We start from the raw sequence: 2640 nt of genomic DNA, 5'->3' as shown, positions 1-2640 counted from the left end.
AGAAGGCAGCCGCCGATCCCCCGGCGCCCGCCCGGCCCGCACCGCGTCGCGCACCTGGCGATAGATCTGCTCGGCCAGCGGCACCGCGTCCGCCCGGTCCAGTGCCCGGTCCAGGCTCAGCCATCCGTCGAACAAACTGGCCCTCCCAATTCCGGAAAACTGGATCTTTCACCAGTCCACCCGCACGCGCAAGATGCCCTCCGGCCACCTTATCGATCGGGCCGCCACCCGATCGGACCACCAGACCACCGACAGGAACCCACCAATGACGTCCGACCACGACATCCCGTCCCGCCCCGCCGGCCTGCCGCCCTACGCCATCGCGCGTCAGGGCCGGCGCGCCCGCTACGACGCGGCGAGCGTGCATGCCATTCTCGACGCCGGACTGGTGGCGCATGTCGGGTTCGTGGCCGACGGCCGGCCGATGGTGATTCCCATGGCCTATGGCCGCGACGGCGATACGCTGTTCATCCACGGCGCGACCACCACCCGCATCATCCGCGGCGTGGCCGAGGACGTGGCCGAGGACGTGCAGGTCTGCCTGACCGTCACCCTGATCGACGGCATCGTCGCCGCCCGCTCGGCCTTCCACCATTCGGTGAATTACCGCAGCGTGGTGGTCCATGGCGCCGCCCGCCACGTGACCGACCCGGCCGAACACGACCACGCGCTGCGCGTCATCACCGAACATCTGCTGCCCGGCCGGTGGGACGAGGTCCGGCCGATGCTGGCCAAGGAACGCAAGGCCACCGGCGTGCTGGCGGTGCGCATCGCCGCGGCCTCGGCCAAGATCCGCGCCGGCGGCCCCGTGGATGACGACGCGGACTACGCCCTGCCGGTCTGGGCCGGCGTGCTGCCCGTCACCACCGCCATCGGCCGGCCCATCGATGACGGCCGCGTCGCCGAAGACACCCCGCCGCCCCCCTCCGTGACCGCCGCCCGCCGCAAATTCGCCTGAACCTCGTCCGGATCAGGTCTCGGTCCTGATCCTGGTCCTGATCTGGCCCTGTCATGCCGGGTCAGGCACCACGCCCCGCCTCAATCCGCGCCTCAGTCCGCGCCTCAGTCCGACACCAGGCGATAGCCGACCCCCGTCTCGGTCACGATATGCGCCGGCCGCTCCGGGTCCTGCTCCAGCTTCTGGCGGATCTGCCGTATATAGACCCGCAATTGCTGCACATCCCCGCCCGCGCCCCAAAGCTGCCCCAGGATGTGCCGGTGGGTCAGCACCCGCCCGGCATGGTTGACCAGCAGGCGCAGGATGTCCCATTCGCGCGGCGACAGGTGCACCTCCTCGCCGCCGCGCATGATCCGCCGCCGCACCAGGTCGACGCTCAGATCGCCCGAGGCGAAGACCGGCGGCGTGCCCTCGCTCTGCAAGGCATGGCGCAGCGCGGTGCGCAGCCGCGCCGCCAGTTCGGCCATGCCGAAGGGCTTGGTGACGTAATCATCCGCCCCCAGCTCCAGCGCCGCCACCTTGCCCCGCTCGTCGTCGCGCACCGACAGCACCACGATCGGCAGCGTGGATCCCCCATTGCGCAGCAGGCGGATCACCTCCAGCCCATCCCGGTCCGGCAGGCCCATATCCAGCAGCATGACGTCCGGATCGCTGTCCGCCGCCCGCTTCAGCGCGCCGGCGCCGTCCGCCGCCTCGACCACCCGCCAGGACTGGGCGGTCAGGCTGGTGCGCAGCAGGCGGCGGATCGCCGGCTCGTCATCGACGACCAGCACACAGGGGTCGCTCACGCCCACTCAGCCCTCCAGGGTCTCGTTCGCCGCCGATCCTATCGTTTTTTCCCGTACCGCCTCACCCTGTTTCATCTCGGCGGCGGGAAAGCGCATGGTAAAGATCGCGCCAGAGCGGTCGGTGCGGCTGGCCGCCGCGATCGTTCCCCCCATCGCCTCGACGAACCCGCGCGCGATCGCCAGCCCCAGCCCGGTCCCCGGGCGGGTCCGATCACCGGCATGAAAGCGGGTGAATTTGTCGAACACGCGCTCGGCATCCTGCACCGCCAGGCCCGGCCCCTCGTCGGTGACGCGCAGCCACAGCCATCCCGCCTCGCCTCCGACCGCGATCGCGACCCGCGATCCCGGCGGGGTGTATTTCGCCGCATTGTCCAGCAGGTTGAACACCGCCTGTTCCACCAGCACGTCGTCCAGCATCGCCAGCTTCAGGTCCGGCGCGACCTCCAGCGTCACGCTGTGATGCTGCAGGATCGTCGCCGCCCGCGCCAGGGCGCTGCCGGCGATCTCGCCCAGGTCCGCGGGCACGCGGCGCGGTGCCAGCGCGCCCGCCTCCAGCCGCGTCATGTCCAGCAGGTTGGCGACGAAACGGTTCAGCCGCTCGGCCTCCTCGCGGATGGTCGCCAGCAATTCGCGCCGCCCCTCGGCGTTCAGCAGCGCGTCATAACTGTCCAGGCTGCTCGCCGCCCCCAGGATCGAGGCCAGCGGCGTGCGCAGATCGTGGGAAATCGAGGTCAGCAGCGCCGCCCGCAGCTTCTCGGTCTCGGCATTCAGCCGCACCCGGTCCAGGTCGGCCGCCAGGCGGATCCGCTCGATCGCCAGCGCCGCCTGGTCGTTCAGCGCATCCAGCAGCCGCTGCTGCTCGGGGTCCAGCAGCGGCCCGCTCCGGTCCGTATC

3 protein-coding genes are annotated in these 2640 nt (G+C 71.0%); 1 reads left to right on the top strand and 2 read right to left on the bottom strand.

Annotated features, from left to right (window positions below; translation table 11 throughout):
* Positions 1-265: 265 nt before the first annotated feature.
* The gene (locus tag HUK84_RS14605; RefSeq protein WP_176640936.1) at positions 266-958 is read left to right on the top strand and encodes a pyridoxamine 5'-phosphate oxidase family protein; all 693 of its coding nucleotides are present in this window, start codon (positions 266-268) and stop codon (positions 956-958) included.
* Between the two features lie 104 nt (positions 959-1062).
* Here the strand turns inward: HUK84_RS14605 and HUK84_RS14600 are convergent, their stop codons facing one another.
* Together HUK84_RS14600 and HUK84_RS14595 are read right to left on the bottom strand one after the other, a co-directional pair.
* Positions 1063-1746: a response regulator gene (locus HUK84_RS14600; protein ID WP_176640935.1), complete on the bottom strand. Its 684-nt coding sequence runs from the start codon at positions 1744-1746 to the stop codon at positions 1063-1065.
* A 6-nt stretch (positions 1747-1752) separates the two neighbouring features.
* Positions 1753-2640 (bottom strand): sensor histidine kinase (locus HUK84_RS14595; RefSeq protein ID WP_246285702.1); only part of this gene is annotated, 888 nt, incomplete at its 5' end.

This window comes from Nguyenibacter vanlangensis (assembly GCF_013376155.1).
GTDB lineage: Bacteria > Pseudomonadota > Alphaproteobacteria > Acetobacterales > Acetobacteraceae > Gluconacetobacter > Gluconacetobacter vanlangensis.
Note: the sequence above shows the minus strand (reverse complement) of the source record. Positions and strands in the feature narration are given on the sequence as shown.

Excerpts from the sequence above, each read along its gene's own strand:
- HUK84_RS14605 (WP_176640936.1), top strand. The coding sequence starts at position 266 with ATGACGTCCGACCACGACATCCCGTCCCGCCCCGCCGGCCTGCCGCCC.